Annotated in this window: 20 protein-coding genes; 17 read left to right on the top strand and 3 right to left on the bottom strand. The window is 41.9% G+C overall.

Annotated elements, in window-relative coordinates:
- Positions 1–61: 61 nt before the first annotated feature.
- Together MHI15_RS23440 and MHI15_RS23435 are read right to left on the bottom strand one after the other, a co-directional pair.
- Entirely contained in the window at positions 62–2,269 is a 2,208-nt protein-coding gene (locus MHI15_RS23440) for an MMPL family transporter (protein WP_341164942.1), read from the bottom strand.
- 143 nt (positions 2,270–2,412) lie between these two features.
- The gene (locus tag MHI15_RS23435; RefSeq protein ID WP_341164941.1) at positions 2,413–3,033 is read right to left on the bottom strand and encodes a TetR/AcrR family transcriptional regulator; all 621 of its coding nucleotides are present in this window, start codon (positions 3,031–3,033) and stop codon (positions 2,413–2,415) included.
- Between the two features lie 254 nt (positions 3,034–3,287).
- On the opposite strand from MHI15_RS23435, the gene MHI15_RS23430 reads away from it, so the two are divergent.
- From MHI15_RS23430 to MHI15_RS23360, 15 genes are all read left to right on the top strand, one after another.
- Positions 3,288–3,908 carry a DUF3885 domain-containing protein gene (locus tag MHI15_RS23430; RefSeq protein WP_076305484.1) on the top strand — a complete coding sequence of 207 codons (621 nt, stop codon included), beginning with the start codon at positions 3,288–3,290 and terminating at the stop codon, positions 3,906–3,908.
- Between the two features lie 177 nt (positions 3,909–4,085).
- Positions 4,086–5,039 (top strand): phospho-N-acetylmuramoyl-pentapeptide-transferase, encoded by a 954-nt coding sequence (mraY, locus tag MHI15_RS23425; RefSeq protein WP_076279012.1) that lies wholly within the window; start codon positions 4,086–4,088, stop codon positions 5,037–5,039.
- Positions 5,040–5,145: 106 nt separating this feature from the next.
- Positions 5,146–5,457: an ArsR/SmtB family transcription factor gene (locus tag MHI15_RS23420; RefSeq protein WP_076190171.1), complete on the top strand. Its 312-nt coding sequence runs from the start codon at positions 5,146–5,148 to the stop codon at positions 5,455–5,457.
- Between the two features lie 81 nt (positions 5,458–5,538).
- Positions 5,539–6,708 (top strand): MFS transporter, encoded by a 1,170-nt coding sequence (locus MHI15_RS23415; protein WP_341164940.1) that lies wholly within the window; start codon positions 5,539–5,541, stop codon positions 6,706–6,708.
- Positions 6,709–6,860: 152 nt separating this feature from the next.
- The gene (locus tag MHI15_RS23410) at positions 6,861–7,481 is read left to right on the top strand and encodes a thermonuclease family protein (protein WP_339248558.1); all 621 of its coding nucleotides are present in this window, start codon (positions 6,861–6,863) and stop codon (positions 7,479–7,481) included.
- Between the two features lie 67 nt (positions 7,482–7,548).
- Positions 7,549–7,986, top strand: a complete 438-nt coding sequence (locus MHI15_RS23405; protein WP_076218042.1) for an NUDIX hydrolase — start codon at positions 7,549–7,551, stop codon at positions 7,984–7,986.
- A 109-nt stretch (positions 7,987–8,095) separates the two neighbouring features.
- Complete coding sequence (locus MHI15_RS23400; RefSeq protein ID WP_341165002.1) at positions 8,096–9,199, top strand: PRK06851 family protein; 1,104 nt, start codon at positions 8,096–8,098, stop codon at positions 9,197–9,199.
- Positions 9,200–9,347: 148 nt separating this feature from the next.
- The gene (locus MHI15_RS23395; RefSeq protein WP_339282052.1) at positions 9,348–10,064 is read left to right on the top strand and encodes an AzlC family ABC transporter permease; all 717 of its coding nucleotides are present in this window, start codon (positions 9,348–9,350) and stop codon (positions 10,062–10,064) included.
- Positions 10,061–10,372, top strand: coding sequence for an AzlD domain-containing protein (locus MHI15_RS23390; protein WP_036686713.1), 312 nt, complete (start codon positions 10,061–10,063; stop codon positions 10,370–10,372). Before MHI15_RS23395 ends, MHI15_RS23390 begins: the two co-directional genes overlap by 4 nt.
- Positions 10,373–10,403: 31 nt before the next feature.
- Positions 10,404–11,903 carry a MocR-like pyridoxine biosynthesis transcription factor PdxR gene (gene pdxR / locus MHI15_RS23385; RefSeq protein WP_341164939.1) on the top strand — a complete coding sequence of 500 codons (1,500 nt, stop codon included), beginning with the start codon at positions 10,404–10,406 and terminating at the stop codon, positions 11,901–11,903.
- Between the two features lie 36 nt (positions 11,904–11,939).
- Positions 11,940–12,929 (top strand): ROK family protein, encoded by a 990-nt coding sequence (locus MHI15_RS23380; RefSeq protein WP_341164938.1) that lies wholly within the window; start codon positions 11,940–11,942, stop codon positions 12,927–12,929.
- A gap of 80 nt (positions 12,930–13,009) precedes the next feature.
- Positions 13,010–13,279, top strand: a complete 270-nt coding sequence (locus MHI15_RS23375; protein WP_076126195.1) for a PQ-loop domain-containing transporter — start codon at positions 13,010–13,012, stop codon at positions 13,277–13,279.
- 46 nt (positions 13,280–13,325) lie between these two features.
- Positions 13,326–14,201, top strand: coding sequence for a serine/threonine protein kinase (locus MHI15_RS23370; protein WP_445668009.1), 876 nt, complete (start codon positions 13,326–13,328; stop codon positions 14,199–14,201).
- 47 nt (positions 14,202–14,248) lie between these two features.
- Positions 14,249–14,668 (top strand): NUDIX domain-containing protein, encoded by a 420-nt coding sequence (locus tag MHI15_RS23365; protein ID WP_143761846.1) that lies wholly within the window; start codon positions 14,249–14,251, stop codon positions 14,666–14,668.
- A gap of 64 nt (positions 14,669–14,732) precedes the next feature.
- Positions 14,733–15,266: a hypothetical protein gene (locus MHI15_RS23360; RefSeq protein ID WP_076126201.1), complete on the top strand. Its 534-nt coding sequence runs from the start codon at positions 14,733–14,735 to the stop codon at positions 15,264–15,266.
- A gap of 11 nt (positions 15,267–15,277) precedes the next feature.
- On the opposite strand, the gene MHI15_RS23355 is transcribed toward MHI15_RS23360, so the two are convergent.
- A complete protein-coding gene (locus MHI15_RS23355) occupies positions 15,278–15,712 on the bottom strand; it encodes a DUF4395 domain-containing protein (protein WP_341164936.1) in 435 nt (144 codons plus the stop codon).
- A gap of 1,130 nt (positions 15,713–16,842) precedes the next feature.
- Between MHI15_RS23355 and MHI15_RS23350 the strand changes: the two genes are divergently transcribed.
- Together MHI15_RS23350 and MHI15_RS23345 are read left to right on the top strand one after the other, a co-directional pair.
- Positions 16,843–17,412: a TetR/AcrR family transcriptional regulator gene (locus MHI15_RS23350; protein ID WP_076186025.1), complete on the top strand. Its 570-nt coding sequence runs from the start codon at positions 16,843–16,845 to the stop codon at positions 17,410–17,412.
- A gap of 50 nt (positions 17,413–17,462) precedes the next feature.
- A complete protein-coding gene (locus MHI15_RS23345) occupies positions 17,463–18,917 on the top strand; it encodes a DHA2 family efflux MFS transporter permease subunit (protein ID WP_076130929.1) in 1,455 nt (484 codons plus the stop codon).
- The last annotated feature ends 132 nt before the right edge of the window (positions 18,918–19,049 follow it).

The raw sequence follows: 19,049 nt of genomic DNA, 5'->3' as shown, positions 1-19,049 counted from the left end.
CACAGAAACAAAACAGCCTGAACCCCTAGGAATACAGGACTCAGGCTGTTTATTATTGTTTCTATTTCATGGAATTAGATTTGTCTTTAGCATTGAGTGTAGCAATCAGTTTCTCGCCTTCGACATCCAGGTTTGGCAGAATACGGTCGAGCCATTTTGGAAGTGCCCAAGCTTTGTTGCCGAAAATAGACATTACAGCAGGAACTAATCCCATTCGAATAATGAAAGCATCGATTAAGATCCCTACGGCCAGTGTAAAGCCGATTTGTTTAATCATGACATCATCCGTAAAAATAAACCCTGCAAAAACGGAGATCATAATTATAGCAGCACCTACAACGACACGACTCACCTGGTTGTATCCATGAACAACGGACTCTGATCCCTCATGACCATGAACGTACGATTCACGCATGGAACTGACAAGGAAAACCTGATAGTCCATCGCGAGCCCATATAGGATACCCGTAACGATGATTGGCATAAAGCTTAGCAATGGGCCACCGGTGTCGAAACCAAAGAGAGAATGGAGCCAGCCCCATTGGAACACGGCTGTGGTGATCCCGAAGGTAGCGAGTATGCTAAGCAGAAAGCCGATCGTAGCTTTGATAGGAACGATAATCGAACGAAATACCAACAGAAGAATAATGAGCGATAGGAGAATGATGATTCCTACATAAATGGGAAATACATCTGCCAGTTTGGCCGACATATCGATGTTAACAGCGGTAAAGCCGGTAACCCCGAGTTTAACATCATTACTTTGAGCGATACTAGATTCCGCAGCCCGTAAATCATTCACCAGATTTTTGGTTGTTATATCGCTAGGACCCGTTTCTGGAATCAGACTGAAGATAGCCAAATCCTTAGTCATGCCCAGAGGAGTGACCAACGCGACATTCTTTTGAGCTTGGAGCTCTTTTACAAGATTTCCTAGGAGCTCCGGAGTGACTGGAGTGGAAGAATTCTTTGGTTCTGCAACCAAAATAAGCGGTCCGTTAAAGCCCTCTCCAAAACCCTCGGATATAGCATCATAACTTTGTCTTGCTACCGTGTCCAAATTCGCTGAGGCAGCTCCGGGAATGCCCATTTCCATTTTGGCTATAGGGGTTGCTGCTACGCCAAGTACCACGACGATGGCAACAATAGTGACCCAACGATACTTGATGACGAATTTAACCCATCTATCAGCTATACCGCGGTTACCCGTTGTATGATGATCCTTGTTTTTCTTGCGAGCTTTAGGCGAACAGATGCGTTCACCCACCAATCCGAGCAATGCCGGCAATAGGGTTAAGGCAACAAATACGTTGATAAGGACGGTAGCAGCTGCTACTAACGCCATCGTAGATAAGAAAGTAAGCCCGATTACAAGCATACCGCAGAGAGCAATAATAACCGTCAAACCGGCGAAAAATACGGCGCTGCCGGATGTGCCAATTGCTCTAGCCGCAGCTTCTTGTGCGCTTAATCCTTGATCAATAATCATCCGGCGTTGGCGATTTACAATGAAAAGAGCATAATCGATTCCGACGGCTAATCCAATCATAAGCGCCAAGACGGAAGTGACACTAGGCATTTCAATGAATTTGGAAATAGAAAATGCTCCACCTACACCGATGCCGACTCCAAGCAGTGCAGTTATAAGGGGCAGACCTGCTGCAACGACAGAGCCAAGCGTCACCAGCAAAACAATTGCAGCAATGACAAGTCCGACAATCTCAGCTGATCCTACACCGATAGATACTGATTTGAGTGTCTCGCCCGGCAGTACAGTGATGTTGGTATCTTTCTCGACATTCATGACGGTATCAATTACAGAATCAAAAATATCTTGAGAGATAGCAGATTGCTCAATGGTAAACTGGAACTGGAACAATGCAATGCTACCGTCTGCGGAAAGAATAACACCAGGTACTGGAACGCCATCTGCCATCAGAGGACCATAGGAAGGGGGGGCTGTGGCTGCTGCAGACTGATCCATACTGGCGGCCTGAGTTGTTTCAGTGGTTGAACTACTTGCTTCCGCTGCATAATCCGCAGGATTAATCACTTCGTTTATACCATAAACCTCATTAACACCTTTAGTGATCGCTGCCAAACGTTCTGGCGTATCCAATCGCTCGTTTTGAGGTGCTTTGAACACGACACTTCCTTGTCCACCAGATGCAGCCGGAAGTTCTGTTGCTAATTGATCCAAAATCTTTTGCGATTCCGTGCCTTCAATCTTCATTTCTGAACTGATATGAATACCATTCATGCTGATCATAGAGATGACAATTCCTAAAATTAAAATCCATCCTAAAATAAAGTACCTAGGTTTGCGATAAGCGGTTTTTCCCACTCTGTATAATAATGTTGACATGTATCTATTTTACACTCCCTCGTTGATGAAAACTGATTGTTAGCCTATTAGAATCCGTTGCGTAAATATCCGTAAATAGTTTCCAAAAATTGATCGAACGTAAGCGTTTCAGGACTTGGATCGTCGCTCGTCGTTTGTCCCGGAAGCAGCACATTAAGTTTTCCGTCAATTAAGGGAAGTACAGTTCCGTAAACCGAATTTATAAGCAGATAAGTATAGACCTCGTCATACTTACCATTTGACAAGTGCAACAATGTTTTTTGTGCTCCAGTTTGCGTAAGATGTATTGCTCTTAGATAATGGGGCTCGAGAGCTGGGAATTTTCGGGAAAGTAAAGAAAGCTCACGCAACCTCCCTATAAGCTCAGATGTAAGTTGCATCTTAATTAGTTGATATAAGGTATCCAGCAGGGAGGCATTTTCAGGGATTTTGGTGAGCAATTCTTCATACTCATTTGTGTTCCGTACGGTAACTGCTCCCATCGCAACTGCCTCTTCCTTGCATGTGAAATAGTTTGCGAAAGTTCTTCTGGAGTAGCCGGCTTTTTGCACGATATCTTCAACAACAAAACCGTCCAACCCATGTTCAAGTGCAAGTTCGAATGCCGCTTCAGCTAGCGCTTTTTCAGTGGCTTCTTTTTTGATATCTCTCAACGTTTGTTTAATCATAATTTATGTATACACCTCCCATATAGCTGTAATTGTGGTGAAGAACCTATGAAGTATTCAATTTTTCCAAGGTTACCTCTGTGAGGATTAGTATTGCAGATTATATTCTATCGCAAACTTGCCCAAAGTGCAAAGTTGCTCATTGTGCAAATTTAGCTTCGGGATCTGCTAGAAGAAAATTCCCAGCAGTTTCACAGCTATATGACTACGGCTGAAAATTGAATTGTGGTATAAATAAGAATGGAGGGGATCAAATGCTACAAGAAACATGTGATTATATAAATGACAATTTTCCTGAATATTGGAGCGATATCAACATCCGTTTTGAGTTAGGAAATCCTTATCGAAACGGATCAAAAAAGAGAATTGATCAAGTAAATAAAAGGGTAAATATAATATTCGAAGAATTGTTTAAACCGAATGATGTTATATATGTTTTAATCAAAGATTGGGGAGCAAATGCAGATCCCATGTTTGGAAATACAACCCCTGACTATCTATATGAAATACTTCAAGATAGAGCTATAGAAAGGGAGACCTTCTTTGAGATCGACGAAGAAAAAGATGACAACGGTAACAGCATTCAAGTTAAAAATGAGTATCAACTTATAGTTTTGTCGGGGATAGTTTCTTCGATTCCATATAAGAAAATTTTTGAAGGGATTTCTCATTATGAGCAGGGAAGAGAACCTTCCATTGGGCAAAAAGTTTACTTTCTAAGTCGAGAAAAGAACATTCTATTTCACATGTATGATGATAGAGGATGTATCGCTTACGCTCTTTCAGTACCAAATCTAAAGATACTATATACAAAATATAACGACTGGATTGTTGATTACTGGAGAGAGTATATGGATGGTATATTCAAGAACTAGTTCTTATTTAACATACATGCAGTATTGCTAGATGAGCATTGAAAACAGGAAATAAAAATAGAATAATTTCTCTTTATCAACAGATGAAAAGAGTACATAATTACAGACGACCTCATTAACTCTAGAAATATTTTGTGAGTATTATAAATGATCTTTTCAAAGAGGGGAGTTCGTTGTATGTATGGAATTCTGGCTGTTTCCGGCCTGTCTTTTCTTCTGGTGGCGGTGTTTACACCTCTATTGATCTGGACGCTGCATAGACTGAGGTTGACGCAGCCGATTCGTGCCGAGCTTCCAGCAGATCATCAGGCCAAACGGGGTACACCACTAATGGCAGGGTTGATCCTGCTTATCGGGATAGCGATTTCGCTGCAGTTTCAACCCGGGCCTCTAATGTTACTCTTATGCGTTGTGTTTTTGTTGTTTAGTTCAGTTGGATTTTTGGATGATTTCAAAAAGGCTTTTTGGCAAAACCCATCCGGCATCAGCGGCCGCTCAAAACTAGTGCTTCAATTTCTTTTTACTGGAATTATATTATATGTGTTGTTCCATTCGTTCGGCCTGACGAGTAATATCGAGTTATTTAAAGGCCAAAATCTGCAGTTGCCTTTATACCTTTATGTGACTATCATTTTGCTGTTTGTGGTCGGCTCCGCGAATGCCATCAATTTTACAGATGGTCTCGATGGGCTACTGATCAATGTTGCCATACCGTCGTATTTTTTCTTTTTTATGATCTCGGACAAACCTGAAGTGCAGACTTTTTCACTTGTTATGATCGGTTGTCTGCTAGGGCTTTTGCTTTACAATATTTATCCAGCAAGAGCGTTTATGGGCGATACTGGATCACTCGCGATCGGTGGCTCCCTTTCCGTTCTGGCTGTCATTGAAAAGGTTGAGCTTTTGATTCCGATTTTGTTTTTCGTTTATTTTGCGGAGCAGTTGTCGGTCATTTTACAAGTTTGGTACTACAAACGGACGAAGCTGCGGCTATTCCGGATGGCTCCGATCCATTACCACTTCAGCTTAAAATACGGATGGAGTGAAAACAAAATCGTGATGATTTTCGGTTTCATTTCTTGGGTATCCGTACTGCTGTGCTGGTTGATATGGAAATATTTAATTCACTAAACGAACAATTCGATACGAAACATGAATCTACATAATGTTATTGCAACAACGAGACATCGGCATCTTTTGTATTTACAAATCTATAAAAATAGATATAATGGAACACATGGAACCTTTATTGATATTCAAAGCGTTGTCTAACGAGACTCGCAGTCAAATTATGATGTGGCTAAAAACTCCCGAGGAATTTTTTGATGAAAAGCCTTATTTACAACAAGGCCTAAATTTTCAAATTGGGATTTGCGTGGGAGATATTCAAGCTAAAGCGGGGCTTGCACAGTCGGTTATTTCGAGCTATCTATTGACTATGCAAAAAGCTGGTTTGCTGGAATCTGAGCGAATTGGGAAGTGGACGTATTATCGTCGAAACGAAAAGACAATTCAAGAGTTTTCCGATTATATTAAAGAGAAACTATAGGAGAAAGGAGGAAGGGCTTTTTTTTGGTAATACATATCTACAAATCTAAATATGTGAATATAAATGGAGGATTATTTTAAAATGAAAAAGGTTAACCCTTTGCTTATTATTATTTTGGCTTTAGGCGTATTTGGCATTATTACAACGGAAATGGGGATTATAGGTGTTCTGCCACAGGTAACTCAAAAATTTAATATATCAACTTCTCAGTCTGGATGGCTTGTAAGTATATTTGCTTTAGTTGTTGCTATTTCAGGTCCATTTCTGACCTTATTGGCTTCTGGAATTAATCGTAAAATAATTCTATTAACTGCTGTACTTATTTTTGCAATTTCAAATATTGTTTATGCGTATACGACCATGTTTGAAGTAATGCTGATTTTCCGTATTATCCCTGCTATTTTTCATCCCGTGTTTTTTTCAGTTGCACTTGTTACCGCTGCCCAACTTGTCCCTCCGGAAAAGAGCACCAAAGCAGTTACAAAGGTTTTCGCCGGAATAACGGTCGGGTTTGCTTTTGGTGTACCTTTGACTTCTTATCTCGCGGACAAAATTTCGTTAGAAGTCGCTTTTCTGTTTGGAGCTGTCGTAAGTATAATTGCCTTTTTAGGAATACTAGCTTGGCTTCCTTCCATGCCAGTTAAAGAAAAAATGTCATATGGTAAACAACTTGATATTTTACGCAAACCCCTATTGTGGTTAAATATTGTGGCAGTTATTTTTATCTTTGCAGCTATGTTTTCTGTGTACAGTTACTTTGCTGAATATCTTGGGCAGGTAACACATATGAACGGGTCATGGATTAGTATCATGTTGATGGCCTTTGGGATAATCATGATTTTTGGGAATTTTTTATTTGGAAGCCTTTTGCATAAAGGCATTACAAAGACCGTTATCATGTTTCCATTGTTATATGCGGTAACTTACTTATTCGTATATTATCTAGGTTCTTATTTCCTTCCGATGGTTGTTATCATAATCATTTGGGGGGCAGTGCATTCCGGCGGACTGATTGTCAGTCAAGCATGGTTAACGACCGAAGCGAAAGAAGCTCCCGAATTCGGTAACAGCTTGTTTATCTCATTTTCCAACCTTGGAATTACTATAGGGACTGCTATCGGTGGTTGGGTTATTTTTCACGCAGGAATACATCAACTCATCTGGATCGGAATTATGTTTTCCCTGCTTGCTTTCTTATCGATCATAATCAAAATAAAGATTTCCAAATTAAACGTGGTGGAAGTAGAGTAAAGGCGAAACAGCGATAGCCAAGTATCTTTTTTCTGGTACATGGCTGTCGCTGTTTTCTATGATTAGTAGTACAGTCTTGTGTTTTTAAGTTTTTTAATTTATTTTTAGTAGACCCCATGAAATTACATACGTGTATAAGAAAGAGGTTAACAATGAATAAGATTTATCTAGTAAAAAGCTTTTTAGCTATCACACTCTTACTTGGAACAACAACTGCCTGCAACTTAGCCGAGCAGATTACTTTAGAGCCAGTTCCAACGATTACGGCTGATTCCAGTTCTGGATTGGGTTCTACGCCAGACAATACAACAGAGGACAACAAACGTTTAATAGATGCAAAGGTAACACGAGTAGTCGATGGTGACACCATGAAGCTGACTATAGGCGGCAAAAAGGAAACCATTCGTTTATTGCTGGTCGATACTCCAGAGTCAGTGAATCCGAACATCCCCGAACCACAGCCCTTTTCGCTAGAAGCTTCTGATTTCGCCAAAAAGATGCTTACGGATAAAGATGTACAAATTGAACTAGATGTATCGGAGCGGGACAAATATGGCCGCCTACTTTGTTACCTCTATATAGATGGGAAAATGTTCAATGAGATTCTGCTAGAGCAGGGTTATGCACGTGTAGCCTATGTATTTGCACCTAATACAAAATACGTAGATCAATTTAGAGCGATTCAGGATAAGGCGCGAGAGCGGGGAAGAGGTATTTGGAGCATTGAAAATTACGCGCAAGACAATGGTTTTCATGTGCAGAAAAAGAAATAAACTTTAATTAGCTTAGGATATTTGAGCCTATTAGAAGAAAGGATGTAGTTTTTTGAGCGATTATATTATGGAGTTAAGAAAGCTGGTAGGTACCAGACCGCTTATAATGGCAGGAGCCTGTGTTTTATTGTGCAGCAATCATCAATTATTATTACAACGTAGAACGGACAACGGATGCTGGGGTTTGCCAGGTGGCTCGATGGAGCTTGGGGAGACTTTAGAAGAGGTAGCTAAGAGGGAGCTTTTTGAGGAAACGGGCTTAACAGCCAAAGGTCTTGAATTGTTCGACATGTTCTCTGGAAAAGATCTTTATTATAAATACCCGCACGGGGATGAAGTATATAATGTTGTGGCTGCGTATCTATGCACAGACTTTGATGGGGCGCTAAAAGTAGATGGAATTGAAGTGCAAGAATTGCGTTTTTTTAATTATGCAGAATTGCCAAGCGAGCTGTCTCCTCCAGATGTTCCCGTCATTAAGAGGTTTTTGGATCGTTTTGTTTGAAACTGAATTATCTAACGAAACCACATCTCACTCAAAGCGTCACCTTTCCTTGGGTACATTAATAAGATGAACAATGAAACATGACATCAGCCCGGAAAGGTGTGCGATTATGGACGGAACAATCCTGAATTTCTTTGCTGGCGGCAACACAGCTCACGGCTTCTCTAACCTCTATGAGTCGTCATTGCAAGGTTTAACACGTTTGTTTGTTTTAAAAGGAGGCCCCGGTACGGGGAAAACTAGAATCATTCGAGAAATCGGAGATCTTCTGGCTCAACAAGGTTATGAGATCTGGTTAATTCACACAGCGTCAGATAATGATTCACTCGACGGAGTGGTTATTCCTGAATTAAAAGTAGGAATTATAGATGGTACGGCTCCACGGGTCATTAAGCCAGAATTGCCTGAAGAGGCCATCATACATGTGAATTTGGAGCAGGCCGTCGATACGCTCCAGTTAAGCCAGCGTTGTGTTGAGATCGACAGCTTAGTTGATCAGTACACGGAAGAGCATGAACTCGCTTATTCAGGCTTTGCTGAAGCACTCCGCATTCATGACGAATGGGAAGCGATTTATATTGCGACAATGAATTTCCAAGCCGCTGATGAGCTGACTCAGGAGTATATTCAACTTCTGTATGGTGATCAGAACTTCGAAAAAGTAAGCCGAGTGGATCACCGTTTTTTAGGTGCAGCTACGCCTAAGGGTGCAGTGGATTTTGTACCTAATTTAACCGTAGGGCTAAAAAGATATCTTGTAAAAGGTCGTGCGGGTTCCGGTAAATCTACACTTTTAAAAAAAATGGCGGCTGAAGGAATAAAACGTGGTGTCGATGTTGAGATTTACCACTGTGGTTTCGATCCGAACAGCCTTGATATGATTATCGTACGCGAGCTTGGGTTTGCTATTTTTGACAGCACAGCTCCGCATGAGTATTTCCCTGATCGTGCTACCGACGAGATTGTTGATATGTATTCACGGTGCATTCAGCCAGGTACGGATGAAGCTTTTGCCGAAGCCATCGCAAGTATTAAAGAGAGATATTCCAGCACCATGAAACAATCCATTCAACATCTGACAGATGCCAAAGTATTTTTGGATGAGTTAAAGACAATCTATGCCGCCGCTACAGATTTTGACCATGTAGATCAGATTAAATCCCAAATTCAACAAGAAATCAGCGGGATTGTGGAAAGTCCTCAGGAGGTTTAACCTTCATTAAAGATCGCTCTCTTAGCGGGCGGTCTTTTTTCTATGTCAAGAAATTGGTATGGTACATACGCACCCATGCGGTTATTTCCACCAGAATTGTATCCAAGTATGCTCTCTCTAGGGACAACGATAAGGGAGAGAGAAACTTATGAGTGATCAGAAAGTGATGTTTAGAACGGGTCTTAAGGATTCTGTAGCTATTGTTGCAGGATTTATTCCTGCTTGTTTTACGTTTGGATTGGTCGGTAAGGGATTAGGCCTGGGGAGTCTGGAAGTGTTCTTATTGTCAGCGCTCGTATTTGCGGGAGCCAGCCAATTTATTGGCGTGAAAATGCTTGCTGCTGGGGCCGCCGCTCCAATGATCCTGCTGCTTACGTTGATCATTAATTTAAGATATTTGTTTATCAGCCTATCTTTTGGGAGTCAGCTTGACCGTACAATCAATCCGCTGGCCAAAGTCTGGATTGGGTTCAGTTTAACAGAAGAAGTGTACGCTGTTAGTATGATCCCCCGCAATCATTCAAAAGAAAATATAACTCTTCCATATTTGCTGGGTCTACAAATTCCTCCGTATATAGCAAATTTGCTGGCAACAGCTGCGGGAATATCGCTGGCATCCTACATTCCGGCTATATACTTACCTGCTTTGAACACCTCATTATATGCCTTACTGATAGCACTAATAGTGCCACAACTAAAGGGAAGCATTCGGAATTTGGCCATATGTTTAGCAGCGGCGGGTTCTTCATGGCTTCTACATCCCGTACTTGGAAACTCCTCGATACTTGCAGCTATGTTTATGGGTATGGCAGTAGGCTCCTTATTTCGAGAGCAAGCTGAAGTAGAAAAGGAGGTATCCGTATGACTATTCTGATCATTATCGGGATGGCAATCCTTACATTTTCATTTCGTTTTGTACCTTTGCTGCTGACAAAGCATACGAATGGCTCTTCCAAAGTCCAAGCTTTGTTGGAATATTTGCCTATCGCGGTTCTTAGTGCTTTAACGGTTCCTGGGATATTTCAGGTGGACGCAGATGACAATCTTGTAGGTATCGCTTCGGGTATAGTCGCTGTTATACTGGTATTAATTAGGAAAATCCCGCTGTTACTCGTGATCTTAGGCGCTGTTTCTGCAGCACTAATTGTAAAAATCCTTACTATGAACCATTAAGAAAACCCGGATTAGAAGGGTAGGAAATCTTATGAAGCATGATTTGCTGATTACTCTCGATAAACAAAGACCCATTCCATTAAGCCGTCAAATTTATGAGCAGGTTCGTAATGCTATCCATTCAGGAGCTTTAAGTGGGGGGGATTCACTGCCTCCATCAAGGACTTTGGCTAATCAACTGGAAGTATCCAGAAGTGTAATTCTTCAATCCTACGAGCTACTTCAAGCAGAGGGTTATCTGGAGATGAGAAAAGGGGCAGGAACCTATATAGCGGGGCTGCCGGTGGAGGAGAAAGACCCCCAGGATTCTGAGAACCCTTACAATTTTATAACGAAAGGTCCTGATTTCCTTACACTCAATCCTTCTTCTATTATAGAAAACGACTTGAACACAGTATTATGTAATTTTCGGCACGGTGTACCTGCATGGGACGCTTTTCCAATGGATCAGTGGCAAAAAGCATTAATGAATGCCTGTCGTCGTGCATCTCCTGATACTTTGGGTTACGGCCCGGTCGAGGGCTCTTTGGGACTACGCCAAGAGATTGCACGTTTATTACGGTCTACTCGTTCGATGCCCGTGGTTCCGGAGCAAATTGTGATTACATCTGGGGCTACGCAGGCATTGGATATATTATCGAGAATTTTTGTTTCAAAAGGTGATCATGTTATTGTTGAAGATCCATCACATAACGTTGTGCGGGAGATTTTTTCGTTCGCTGGAGCGGTGGTTACACCCATAAGGGTTGACCTAGAGGGTATCTCTGTAGATGAGCTTCAAGTAAGCTGTGATACCATCAAAGAAGGTCCTTATAAAAAACCAAAACTAGCTTATGTCACTCCCTCGCATCAGTTTCCTTTCGGGGTGACCCTGTCGATGAAACGAAGAGTGCAGTTACTGGAATGGGCCAAAGCCAATCAAGCTTTTATTATTGAAGATGATTATGATAGTGAATACAGGTACGAGGGTCCGAAGCTATCATCACTTGCTGGACTAGATGTTGACGGTAGAGTAATTTATGTAGGCAGTTTTAGTAAAGTGTTATTTCCTTCTCTGCGCATAGGTTATGTTGTATTGCCTCCGACTTTGATTCAACCTTTTTTGGCGGTCAAATGGATAACAGATCGTATGTCTTCTGCTCTGGATCAGGAAGCGTTGGCGGAATTTATTCAGAATGGACATTATGCAAGGCATGTTACGCAGATGGGGAAACTTTATGCTGCCCGCAGGGCTTGTCTAGTAAAAAGTTTAGATGCTGAATTTGGCAGTCGTGTACGCTATTATGGGGAAGAGGCGGGTCTTCATTTATTAATTGAACTGGAATCCAATGCCGAAGAGTATCGTATAGCTGAATTGGCGTTACGATATGGAGTTCGGGTCTATCCTGCGTCTTCTTATTTCGTGGGCAGTAAACCTCAAGGTCCTGTCTTTCTACTTGGTTATTCTAATCTCACCGAGAATCAGATTAAGATGGGTGTGAACCGCTTGATGTTAGCTGAAACGGAAGCGGCAGTTAGTACTAGAACTTAATCGAAAGCGATAGAATATCTAATTCTGGAGGTTTTTATGAAACGGTATATGATAGGGATTGATCTTGGCGGAACCAATATTAAAGCAGGGATTTACGATACTGATTTTATAGCTGTAAAAGAAAGATCTATACCAACAGAGGCTGCTAAGGGTCCAGCTCATGTGTTGGGACGGATTAGAGAAGCAGTACGTTTAATCACGGATGAAGCGAATATTCCATTAGATTTGGTAAAAGGAATGGGAATCGGAGTGCCAGGATTACTTGATCCAGTAACCGGAATTTCTTTTTTCTCACCGAATTTTCCGGATTGGGAGCATGTACATGTTGTAGATGAGATGAAAAAATTCTATGACTTTCCTACTTTTATTGATAACGATGTTAGGGTTAATCTTTATGGTGAATGGCAACAAGGTGCAGGAAGAGGGTATAACAATCTGGTTCTGATTACCTTGGGAACGGGATTAGGGTCGGGTATTGTGAACGACGGAAAAGTGATCTACGGTACGTCTTATAGCGCTGGTGAAATTGGGCATATGAATATGTACAGGAACGGGCGTCCCTGCAAATGTGGAAGCTCCGGTTGTTTGGGGCGATATGTGTCCGCGATTGGCATGGTGAATACTTTTAAAGAGAAGCTGAAAGAAGGTCGAACAAGTATTATTCAGACTTGGACTAAGGATCAAGATGAGCAAATTACCGCGTTAATGATATCTGAGGCTTACGAACTTGGAGACGCTCTCTCTATGGAAGTAATGCAGGAGACTGGAACTATACTTGGATTTGGATTAGCGAATGTTGTGAATATCCTCAACCCGGATCTTATTATTGTAGGTGGGGGAATGGCAGCGGCGGGAGATAAATTGCTCCAACCTGTAAGAGAGACTGTGCATCAGCATGCGTTGAAGCTATCAAGCAGTAAGTGTAAAATTGTTCAAGCAGAGCTTGGGAGTCGAGCAGGAACTATAGGTGCGGCCTCTTATGCGTATAGTAAGCTGCAAGATGCAGGGAAATTAAACTTTGCTTAGTGTTATTTGTTTTTTTACATGAAATGGAACCAGATCGGGCCGCCCGGAATACAACTGTATAAAACCGTGGAGGTGCTCTTATGTTTGCAATCATGCAATTAATAGGTGGAGTGATTCTTTCTTTGGGATGGATCCCGCAGATTGTTCAAATCCTCAAATCAAAATCCGTAGCCGATTTAAATCTCAAATCGTATTTACTTATGCTGCTCGGGATTAGTTTAATGGAAGCTTATGCGATCAGTTTGGCGGTTACGGGGGTTGGATTAGCTTTTTTGATTACGAATACGATGTCTTTATGTGTTGTATTGCTGGTTATTATTCTAGTGATTAAATATCGAACAAGACCATGAATGAAGCTAATAGATATAATCTAGATAATGAATGCAGGAGGTTAATTTGCGCGAAAAAAATTATACATATGAAATCGATGCGGTAATTTTTCAATTGCAGGAAGCCTGTGATTTTGCTTGGTTAACTAAGCTGGGAAAAGTGTTTAAAGTGTTCGATCAGCAAGACTCCGGAAATCTTTCTTTTGGCGTGGATCAGGAGGGGAAGAAGTATTTTGTGAAATTTGCTGGGGCGAAACCTTTGACTTATACCGGGAATCCTCGGGATGCTGTTAACCGTTTAATGGAAGCTATTCCGTTATATAACGAACTTAAATATGATGCGCTGATCACGCTACTGTCGCATTATGAGGTTGAGTCAGGGTATGTAGCAGTCTTTGATTGGTTTGCAGGTGAATGTTTACATTCGCATTGGCTGTTTGCGGGAGAAGCGAAGCTGAGTCATCCGGAGTCGCCTTTTTTTCGTTATAAGCAATTATCCGTTGAAAAACGTCTGTCTTCATTAGATGTAATCTTTTGGTTTCATGAATATGTGGAGTTACAGGGTTATGTGGCTGTCGATTTTTATGATGGAAGTATTTTATATGATTTTGTAAACGATGAAACTAAAATTTGTGATATTGATTATTATAGACGTAAGCCTACTGTAAATGATCTAGGAGAGAACTTCTGGGGTTCATCCAGATTTAAGTCACCGGAAGAGTTTAGCTTGGATGCGCCGATTGATGAAGTTACGAATGTATTTAATATGGGCGCCACAGCATTTGTTTTGTTAGGAGGAGCATCCGATCGATCGTTTGCAAAATGGGAAACCAGCCAAGCCCTCTACGAGGTTGCTTTGCGGGCTGTCAGTGCGGTGAGGGAGCAGCGGTATCGGAATATAGCGGAATTTAAATTGGCTTGGGATGCGGCAAAAAATGTTTGAGGCTGGAGGAAAGGCGAGGGATATATTTGGAGGTAAACTTTTATGATTTGGATAAGGAAAAAGAAGTTGAGCTGAAGTACGTTGTTATTATGGTTAAACATGGTGAAGAATGGATCTTAGCGAGACATCAGAACCGTTCGACGTGGGAGTTTGCCGGAGGGCATATAGAGGTTGGCGAAATCCCGGAGCAGGCTGCTGCCAGAGAATTATATGAAGAAACGGGTGCGGAACAATTCTCACTTTTTCCAATAGCTATTTATAGGGTCACTAGTATCGACACTCCAGAAAATTATGGTAAGTTATATTTTGCAAATGTGGAACAGTTCGCAGAACTTCCTCCTTATGAGATGGCAGAAATCAGAGGATTTACTGAGATACCAAAAGAGCTGACGTATCCCTTGATTTACCCAGCCTTGATATCAAAAGTTCAGGATTTCATTAACCATTCATCTTCAGCTGTAGGATAAGAATGATAGCCCTGCTGTTGTCACATGATATGATTAATAAATAGAACAAGCAGGAGGGATTTCATTGAAAAGAGACATTCAGCATGTACCCTATGGCTATGAGCCGCCAGTTGAGCAACGTAAAGGGACTTTAGTGTTTTACGACTCTTTTGAACATATAACAGATCAAGAGCTTGAAGTGGCGGCAAAAACTGCAACAGACCGGCGTTTCACCAAACTGGTGTTATATCCACTTCATGAGGAAACGGTGCGACGGATGACCAAAGAGCCGGTGAGCGCTTATTATAAGCGAGAGGACCGGCTGCATGAATGGAAAAGGGAGCAAGGGCGTAGCTTTATCACGGTAGAGAGTTTGGAAGGGAAGCGAAAGAAGTATACTCCGCTTGATTCAGCGTTGCGGCATCTTTTGGAGATCTATCCTTCGCCGATTTTTCTGTATTTAACGCCTGAGGTGGCGAATCAGTTCGCGTCTTATTCTTCTTTTGAAGAGTGGATTGTAAAGATTCGGTTATTGTTGCCAGCTGCACCTTCATCACTGCATCCACGGTTACTAAAATTTCGCCATCGCTGGGATGTTGTTGGAGAAGAGAGAGATTAAAATTAACAAATTTAATTTGTGCTGCTTTGTTTACGTCTATAATTGTACATTCTCCATTGATAATGGATAAAACATCCGATACAAAAACCTAGGATTGCCACAGTGGCGGCCACCGCAACGAGCGCTGTGAAAATGTAAGCTGCGATCGTCCAGCCAACGATGAAGCTGATGAGACCCCCTGCGAGGCAGAAGACAGCAATGCTTTGATTAAACTGTTGTTGTGACCAGTCTTCGAGTACATAGAGGGAACGCTCTTTTGTCAGAAACCTGGCAGCTAGCTTAATGATGGGATTATAACCGAACAAAAGACCGAGCAATCCGGCAAACAAGGGCAGCGCTAGTATCCAGTGTTGTCCTGTTAGCCATGTTAATATTACAGAAATGACGATAAACGCCTGATTAGTTTTTACTAATGGCCGGGGAATTCCTTTGGGCACGTTTTGCATTTTATTCACACCTTTCTCATTGGAATAATTATAGTATACGCTGTGATTGTGGGAATGGGAAGTAGATAATTTCAAGCGGACGTGGGGTGTCGGGAGTTAATTTAGTGAGGGAGAGAGAAGGTATGGAGATGGCTGGAAGCGGATGGGGAATATGGGGCGGATGGAGGTAGGTGGAGCAGATGGGCGGATGAAGCAGACGGGCTAGATGGGGGCAGATGGAGCAAATGGGCGAGTGGGGACAGAAGGAGCAGAAGGAGCAGAAGGAGCAGAAGGGGCAGAAGGAGCTGATGGGCTGGATGGAGGCAGGTAGTAATTTATTGCGAAAATACAGATGGACATTAATAGCATCCCACCCCAAGCACATTACGTCCTCACCTCCTCTCCACAGCACATTGGGCCTTCTCTCGTTCACACCATCTCGTTCACCTCATCTCATTCACTCCATCGGACCCCAGAGTCCTTATTTGCTGGAAAAGTAACCTTTTGAAAGATTAACGGACCCCATTGCAGCTATTAGAACAAAAAGGGATGAAAACAGTCCGGTTTCAGGGGAATAGCGACGGTGAGGTCCGATAAATTGTGAAAAGACATGTTTTAGCACAAATAGCTGCATCTGAGTCCGATAGGAATGTTAGCTTGAGAGCAAGTGTAGTACATGGAAAACAAAAGTGTGGGAGTAAGTGTGAAGCAAGGGAGTAGACGGACAAATGTATGCGCGGAAATAGTGTGAGGCAAGTGTGCGACCTAATGAAGCTAATAGCTCGATGAGAAGTAAATGTGAAGTAGAAGGATGTTCGAAGTTAGGAGCTATTGGACCCCAGAGTCCTTATTTGCTGGAAAAGTAACCTTTTGAAAGATTAACGGACCCCAATGCAGCTATGAGCACAAAAAGGGATGAAAACAGTTCGGTTGGAGTGGAATAGCGACGGTGAGGTCCGATAAATTGTGAAAAGACATGATTTAGCGCAAATAGCTGCATCTGAGTCCGATAGGGAGGATGGAGCTAACCCAACCCCCACGATCTTCCACCAAAATTACTTTGAATTTAAGTAATTTATGTGTTGACATATCTCTTTGAAATATGGTTTTATTATGTAGACCAATTGTTATAATGCAAAGGAAGTGTCAGCTTGTCGAACAAGCCGAATACGCGTGAGGCGATTTTGGACACAGCTTCGAAATTGTTTTTTTCTCAGGGATATCATGCAACAGGACTGAATCAGATTATTAAAGACAGCGATTCACCGAAGGGGTCTCTTTATTACTACTTTCCTCACGGTAAAGAAGAACTGGCTTTAACATGTATTAACCGGACTAGTGAAGTTGTCGCTCAGAAGCTTAGACATCATATGGAGAACAGCAAGAGTGCGTCTGAGGCAATGGAGGATTTCATTCTAGGAATGGCTAAAGATGCTGTGGAATCCTCATACGAAGGGATTGTTCCGTTTAGTTTTTGGTTGGCGGCGGAGACATCCTGTATTAGTGAGGAGCTGCGGACTGCATGTAAATCTGTGTTTATGGACTTGCAGGATGTGATCAAGAAACGTCTTTTGGATGAGGGCGTAGAGAACAAGCCCGCGGCCGATAAGGCTTCAGTGGTAATCTCTTTATTTGAAGGGGCGCTTCTCCAGACGCTGACTTTTCGGGAGGAACAACCGCTTCTCGCGGCGGCAAAGTTTATCCCAGTAATACTTGGTTAGATACAGACAAATAGATAAGATTATCAGGAGGACTAAGGGTGGAAGCAACTATGCAAGGGAACCAACAAAAAGAGGTCAAGAAGTTTAAGACTATTCCAATTCTTGTCTCTTTATTACTAGCAGGTTTTATCGGAATGTTCAGTGAAACGGCATTAAATGTTGCCTTAAGTGATCTTATGAATGTCCTACAAATTACCCCAGCAACAGCACAATGGTTGACAACAGCGTATCTGCTTACACTGGGTATACTAGTACCAATTTCGGGGATGCTGCTTCAATGGTTTTCGACGAGACAGCTGTTTATAGCGGCTTTATGTTTTTCAATCCTAGGAACATTCCTAGCGGCAGTATCACCTAACTTTGAGTTCTTACTTACAGCAAGAGTGGTTCAAGCTATGGGAACAGCGCTTCTGTTGCCACTGATGTTTAATACAATCCTTATCATCATTGCTCCTGAAAAACGTGGGGCAGCAATGGGGATGATTGGTCTAGTTATCATGGTTGCTCCGGCGATTGGGCCTACCATTGCTGGACTGCTTATTGAAAGCCTCAGCTGGCACTGGATCTTCTGGTTGTCATTGCCATTCTTAGTGATTGCATTGATATTCGGGATTCTGTTCATGCAGAATGTAACAAAGGTGACGAAACCGAAGATTGATATCCTCTCCATTGTATTATCTTCACTCGGGTTTGGCGGTATTGTGTTTGGTTTCAGCAGCGCCGGCGAAGAAGCAGGCTGGGGAAGTCCGAAAGTGATCATTGCGATCATCGTAGGTGTAGTAGCACTGTTATTGTTTGGACTTCGTCAAATGAAGATGAAGGAGCCAATGATTAATCTGCGTGCTTTTAAATATCCAATGTTCGCTATTGGTGTAGCTATGGTATTTATCTGTATGATGGTTATTTTGTCCTCCATGTTGATTCTTCCGATGTACCTTCAACAAGGACAAGGTTATACAGCTTTCAAAGCGGGTCTGTTGCTGCTTCCAGGTGGAATTATAAACGGATTGATGTCCCCAATTATGGGTCGTATGTTTGATAAATACGGTCCGAAATGGCTCGTGATTCCAGGTCTGATTATTGCAGCAGTAGCCTTGTGGTTCTTCTCCAGTATTACTGTAGCTTCTACGGTTGTGTTCGTAATCGTACTTCACAGTACGCTTATGATTGGTATTTCGATGGTATTTATGCCGGCACAGACGAATGGTATTAACCAGTTGCCACTAGAACTTTATCCAGATGGTACAGCTATTATGAATACACTGCAGCAGGTTGCTGGTGCCATTGGTACTGCATTAGCAGTCAGCATTATGACCGCGGGTTCAAAAAGCTACATGAAAACTGTGGAGAACCCAGCAGATCCAGCTAATATGTTACCTGCGTTCACGAACGGTGTACAAAATGCTTTTATTTTCGGAATGAGTATGGCGATTGTAGGACTAATTCTTGCTTTCTTCATAAAAAGAGTAGTTGTTAATCATAAAATGAATACTCCGATGCATTAATAAATAAATTTGACGCAAGAAAAGGTGTTCGAATAGGTTAGTTTGTAAAATCCCCTTAGGATAGACAGTGAAAAAAAGTTCATGATCTCTTGGACTTAACACTGTTGATCGAAGGGGATTTTTTTGTTCGCA

The sequence above is a fragment of the Paenibacillus sp. FSL H7-0918 genome (assembly GCF_038007025.1).
GTDB classification, from domain to species: domain Bacteria; phylum Bacillota; class Bacilli; order Paenibacillales; family Paenibacillaceae; genus Paenibacillus_AQ; species Paenibacillus_AQ odorifer.
Note: the sequence above shows the minus strand (reverse complement) of the source record. Positions and strands in the feature narration are given on the sequence as shown.

What these genes read in the sequence shown, in the direction of transcription:
- MHI15_RS23440 (WP_341164942.1), bottom strand. Translation starts at nt 2,269, where the DNA reads ATGATCAGCATGAATGGTATTCATATCAGTTCAGAAATGAAGATTGAA.
- MHI15_RS23435 (WP_341164941.1), bottom strand. Translation starts at nt 3,033, where the DNA reads ATGATTAAACAAACGTTGAGAGATATCAAAAAAGAAGCCACTGAAAAA.
- MHI15_RS23430 (WP_076305484.1), top strand. Translation starts at nt 3,288, where the DNA reads ATGCTACAAGAAACATGTGATTATATAAATGACAATTTTCCTGAATAT.
- mraY (WP_076279012.1), top strand. Translation starts at nt 4,086, where the DNA reads ATGTATGGAATTCTGGCTGTTTCCGGCCTGTCTTTTCTTCTGGTGGCG.
- MHI15_RS23420 (WP_076190171.1), top strand. Translation starts at nt 5,146, where the DNA reads ATGGAACCTTTATTGATATTCAAAGCGTTGTCTAACGAGACTCGCAGT.
- MHI15_RS23415 (WP_341164940.1), top strand. Translation starts at nt 5,539, where the DNA reads ATGAAAAAGGTTAACCCTTTGCTTATTATTATTTTGGCTTTAGGCGTA.
- MHI15_RS23410 (WP_339248558.1), top strand. Translation starts at nt 6,861, where the DNA reads ATGAATAAGATTTATCTAGTAAAAAGCTTTTTAGCTATCACACTCTTA.
- MHI15_RS23405 (WP_076218042.1), top strand. Translation starts at nt 7,549, where the DNA reads ATGGAGTTAAGAAAGCTGGTAGGTACCAGACCGCTTATAATGGCAGGA.
- MHI15_RS23400 (WP_341165002.1), top strand. Translation starts at nt 8,096, where the DNA reads ATGGACGGAACAATCCTGAATTTCTTTGCTGGCGGCAACACAGCTCAC.
- MHI15_RS23395 (WP_339282052.1), top strand. Translation starts at nt 9,348, where the DNA reads ATGAGTGATCAGAAAGTGATGTTTAGAACGGGTCTTAAGGATTCTGTA.
- MHI15_RS23390 (WP_036686713.1), top strand. Translation starts at nt 10,061, where the DNA reads ATGACTATTCTGATCATTATCGGGATGGCAATCCTTACATTTTCATTT.
- pdxR (WP_341164939.1), top strand. Translation starts at nt 10,404, where the DNA reads ATGAAGCATGATTTGCTGATTACTCTCGATAAACAAAGACCCATTCCA.
- MHI15_RS23380 (WP_341164938.1), top strand. Translation starts at nt 11,940, where the DNA reads ATGAAACGGTATATGATAGGGATTGATCTTGGCGGAACCAATATTAAA.
- MHI15_RS23375 (WP_076126195.1), top strand. Translation starts at nt 13,010, where the DNA reads ATGTTTGCAATCATGCAATTAATAGGTGGAGTGATTCTTTCTTTGGGA.
- MHI15_RS23355 (WP_341164936.1), bottom strand. Translation starts at nt 15,712, where the DNA reads ATGCAAAACGTGCCCAAAGGAATTCCCCGGCCATTAGTAAAAACTAAT.
- MHI15_RS23345 (WP_076130929.1), top strand. Translation starts at nt 17,463, where the DNA reads ATGCAAGGGAACCAACAAAAAGAGGTCAAGAAGTTTAAGACTATTCCA.